Raw genomic sequence first — 3,222 nt, forward strand, 5'->3', positions numbered from 1 at the left:
AGCGCGGCATGGGCAAGCAGGGCCGCCTGATGTGCGGCTACGGCGCCGCGGGCAAGCAATTTAAAATCACGGCAAAAAACGGTCTCTATGGACCATCGGTCGACATCCCGATTGAGGATGCGATGAAGTTCGTGCGCCTATATAGAGAAACGAATCCTTCCATCTGTGCGCCGAAAACTGGATACTGGTCGATTTGCAATTTCAGGATGCTGCCTGCTTTAGCCGCCGGGCGCACGGAGCAGTTCGGCCCGCTCACGGTTAAGGACCATCGTATCTATCTGCCGAACGGCGCGATGATGATCTACGACACGCTGGAGTGGCACATCCCCGATCCGGACGAGGAGAATATCAGGGATTTCGAGCGCGACGGATTTTGGCGCTTGAAAACGAGATCGGGTTGGAAGAAGATGTGGGGCGCGAAGCTGACGCAGAACATCTGCGAGGCGGTGTCGCGCGTGATCGTGTCGCAGGCGCTGATAAGGATCAAGCGCATGGGATTTCGCACCCTGAACTGGCCCTATGACGAGCTGCTATTGCTGATTCCGGATGACGGGCACGCGGAAGAAAATCTTGAGCGCTGCCGGCAAGAAATGATTCGCGACGTGCCGTGGTTGCCCGGATTGCCGCTGGATGCAGAAGGCTCGTTGGGAGAGAGGTATAGCAAATGAGTCTGCTGCTCGATCCCAAGATTTTCAACTACGTCATCATGACTTTGTATGCGCTGAATGCGGGCCGGTGGGCACTGCACGGAAACTGGGTCGACGTGTGTTATTGGATTTCCGCGCTAGGAATAACCGCCACGGTAACGTGGGGCTACTCGCATTGACAAACCCTAAAATCGTACTACACTGTATTTTTAAACCCCGTGGAGCCTCGACATGAGCGATCAGACCCCCAGCCCGTTTGCCCCGTTCCAGATGCCGTCGCCGCCGATCGCGCCGGAAAAGCCGAAGGCTGAGAAGGCCGTTAAAGAAAAGAAGCCGCGCAAGGCGAAGACCGAGAAAGTTATCACGGGCGTCACCATTGAAAATGGCGGTCCGTTTGGTGGCTCCAAGACAACGGTGCAAACGGAAGATCGCCCGGTGCGCAAGCCCCGTGCCGCCAAGACGAAGACGCTCAAAGCTCATTCCCCCAAGTTCGATCTACAAACCACTTTGGCCGCGGCGCAGCTTCTCAAGGAAGACGACTTCCCGCTATTCGAGAAGCTGGTCGTCATGCTCGACGAGGCCGGCAAGCCAACCAGGGACCGGGTGCTCGGCGCCTTGAGCAAGGTGTTTGGATAGCATTTGGCTGATGACCAATCTTTGAGGGGATGAAAATGGCAAAATTCTTAGTCCACACCGCAGACGGCAAAGATCACATCGTCAACGCGCGGTCATTCGACGGCGCAGAGCGACAAGTTCGCGCCAAGACAAAAACCGCCATTCGCATGACTACAGAAATGGCCTGCCTTGCTGGCCTTCGCGTGCTGGATCGACAGATCAGCGGCGCACCGATGCGGCGCGCAAGCCTTCCGTCCAGAATTTAGCGGTCACGACAACAATGGAAGCCGAGAAAATGGAAAGCCGCCAGGTCCGCAGAGCGCGCGAGCGCCGTAAGGCCAAATTCAATTTCAGAACATACCCGATGGCGGCACAGCGCGACGGCAGCTTCACCGGGTTTGTTCGCAAGAACCGGAAGCTGCGCCGCGACGGAAACGATCATTTCGTTCGCTAACGCCAGATATGCTCACAAGGTCGGATACCTGACATGAAAAAGCCGAAGCTAGTGAAAGACGGGAGTTGCACATACGCCGTCATCGGTAAATCCGGCGAGCGTGCGGGGCACATTCAACAAATGATGCCGCGCGGTCGCGGTTGGCTGGTGTCCCTATTTAGCACCCCGGACCAAGTGTATTTCACCTTCAAGTCTGCGAAGGCCGACGCTCTCGAAATGGCGGAGCGGTACTGATGCAAACGGCTGAGCGTCATCCGAATTTTAGACCGCAGCGCAAGCATCGTCGCGCCGCGCATGTCGGCAAGGTTCGCCAGCGGCTTGCGAAGGCGATTGCGCAAGCGTTCTCGGATCAGGGTTTTGAGGTCGTGTGCGAACCGAGCCGCCTTTGGCCGGCGAAGGGAGCTTGGAAGCATCACAGCATGGATGTGTTTCGGTGGGAGGGGCATATCGAATTGCGCATGCACGGCAAGATGCAAACTCGATCAATCGCGTCATGGGACAGCATGACCGAGTGTCTCAAGGGCTTCACCATGTGGCAGGACGGCTTCTCATTCGAGGTCGGCGCCACCGATGACGGATGCTCGATGACCGAGCGATACGTGCTCGAAACATGAAATTCGCAGTCAACACGCAAGAACGATCATGAAGATTATTTGCGCCCATTGCAGGAAGGAAGCCGAGAAGCCGAACGGCGCTGTCAATCGCGCCCGCGCATCCGGCCTCCGAATTTTCTGCGGACGCAAGTGTGCGGGCAAAGGTCGGCGCAAGCCACACAAGCCGAAGGCGCAACGGGTAGCCGAGAAGCGCGCCTACGACATGGAATATCGGCGCAAGAACCGCGCCATGCTGAAAGCCAAAAAGGCCGCGCATTTCCGGGCCTCATACGACCCGGAGGCCGCACGGATCGAACGAAAGAAACGGGCCAAGTTTCATGCCGAGTACTGCCGCCGGCCTTCGTACAAGCTTTGGAAGGCGGAATACGACCGGCGATACCGAGCCCGTGAGTACGGCGAGTTTGCCGATGCGTTCCAACTGACGATTGATCTCAACCGCGAAATCAAAACCAGGAGCAACAATTATGAAATCCGCCAAGCAAATCAAACCGGTAACAAAAGCCAAAAGCGTGAGCGCGAAGCGCAGCAGCAAGAACGCCGTCACGGTCATCCGGCCGCTTACGGCCTCTAGCCTCAAAGACATTCTTTGGGAAACGCTGAATGACGTGAAGACGGAACAGATGCTTCCGAACCGTGCCGACGCTATCGCTGCTCAGTCCCGCGAAATCCTGCGAACCATCAAGACGCAGTTGCAGGTTTCGAGCCAGGCGAAGCGCGGCGTGCCGAGCGAGATCATCGAGTTTTCCGAGCGCCGCTAAAATTCGCGTTAACAGGGGTTGAAGGAACATTTCTTGACATCGACCGACACGACCATTCCGCCTTTCCTAGATCGCCGACCGCTTGTCGGCACCTATACGATTCTAAGCGCCTATAAGAACTGCGCTCATGCTAT

At 56.8% G+C, this 3,222-nt stretch carries 7 protein-coding genes and 1 pseudogene; all 8 read left to right on the plus strand.

Annotated features, from left to right (window positions below):
• Positions 1-668 (plus strand): annotated as a pseudogene (locus WC026_RS17215) (hypothetical protein); the annotation flags it as partial.
• Positions 669-878: 210 nt separating this feature from the next.
• Positions 879-1,283 carry a hypothetical protein gene (locus WC026_RS17220; protein WP_372712238.1) on the plus strand — a complete coding sequence of 135 codons (405 nt, stop codon included), beginning with the start codon at positions 879-881 and terminating at the stop codon, positions 1,281-1,283.
• A gap of 35 nt (positions 1,284-1,318) precedes the next feature.
• Complete coding sequence (locus WC026_RS17225) at positions 1,319-1,528, plus strand: hypothetical protein (protein ID WP_372712239.1); 210 nt, start codon at positions 1,319-1,321, stop codon at positions 1,526-1,528.
• 29 nt (positions 1,529-1,557) lie between these two features.
• A complete protein-coding gene (locus WC026_RS17230; protein WP_372712240.1) occupies positions 1,558-1,716 on the plus strand; it encodes a hypothetical protein in 159 nt (52 codons plus the stop codon).
• 33 nt (positions 1,717-1,749) lie between these two features.
• On the plus strand, positions 1,750-1,950 hold the full coding sequence (locus WC026_RS17235) for a hypothetical protein (protein ID WP_372712241.1): 201 nt from the start codon (positions 1,750-1,752) through the stop codon (positions 1,948-1,950).
• Positions 1,950-2,330 carry a hypothetical protein gene (locus tag WC026_RS17240; RefSeq protein ID WP_372712242.1) on the plus strand — a complete coding sequence of 127 codons (381 nt, stop codon included), beginning with the start codon at positions 1,950-1,952 and terminating at the stop codon, positions 2,328-2,330. Before WC026_RS17235 ends, WC026_RS17240 begins: the two co-directional genes overlap by 1 nt.
• A 28-nt stretch (positions 2,331-2,358) precedes the next feature.
• Entirely contained in the window at positions 2,359-2,901 is a 543-nt protein-coding gene (locus WC026_RS17245) for a hypothetical protein (RefSeq protein ID WP_372712243.1), read from the plus strand.
• A gap of 34 nt (positions 2,902-2,935) precedes the next feature.
• Entirely contained in the window at positions 2,936-3,088 is a 153-nt protein-coding gene (locus WC026_RS17250) for a hypothetical protein (protein ID WP_372712244.1), read from the plus strand.
• Positions 3,089-3,222 lie beyond the last annotated feature (134 nt).

The organism is Hyphomicrobium sp. (assembly GCF_041674905.1).
GTDB lineage: Bacteria > Pseudomonadota > Alphaproteobacteria > Rhizobiales > Hyphomicrobiaceae > Hyphomicrobium_B.

Bases quoted from the DNA above. Each gene is read 5' to 3' on its own strand.
- WC026_RS17235 (WP_372712241.1), top strand. From the start codon at position 1,750: ATGAAAAAGCCGAAGCTAGTGAAAGACGGGAGTTGCACATACGCCGTC.
- WC026_RS17220 (WP_372712238.1), top strand. From the start codon at position 879: ATGAGCGATCAGACCCCCAGCCCGTTTGCCCCGTTCCAGATGCCGTCG.
- WC026_RS17240 (WP_372712242.1), top strand. From the start codon at position 1,950: ATGCAAACGGCTGAGCGTCATCCGAATTTTAGACCGCAGCGCAAGCAT.
- WC026_RS17230 (WP_372712240.1), top strand. From the start codon at position 1,558: ATGGAAAGCCGCCAGGTCCGCAGAGCGCGCGAGCGCCGTAAGGCCAAA.
- WC026_RS17245 (WP_372712243.1), top strand. From the start codon at position 2,359: ATGAAGATTATTTGCGCCCATTGCAGGAAGGAAGCCGAGAAGCCGAAC.
- WC026_RS17225 (WP_372712239.1), top strand. From the start codon at position 1,319: ATGGCAAAATTCTTAGTCCACACCGCAGACGGCAAAGATCACATCGTC.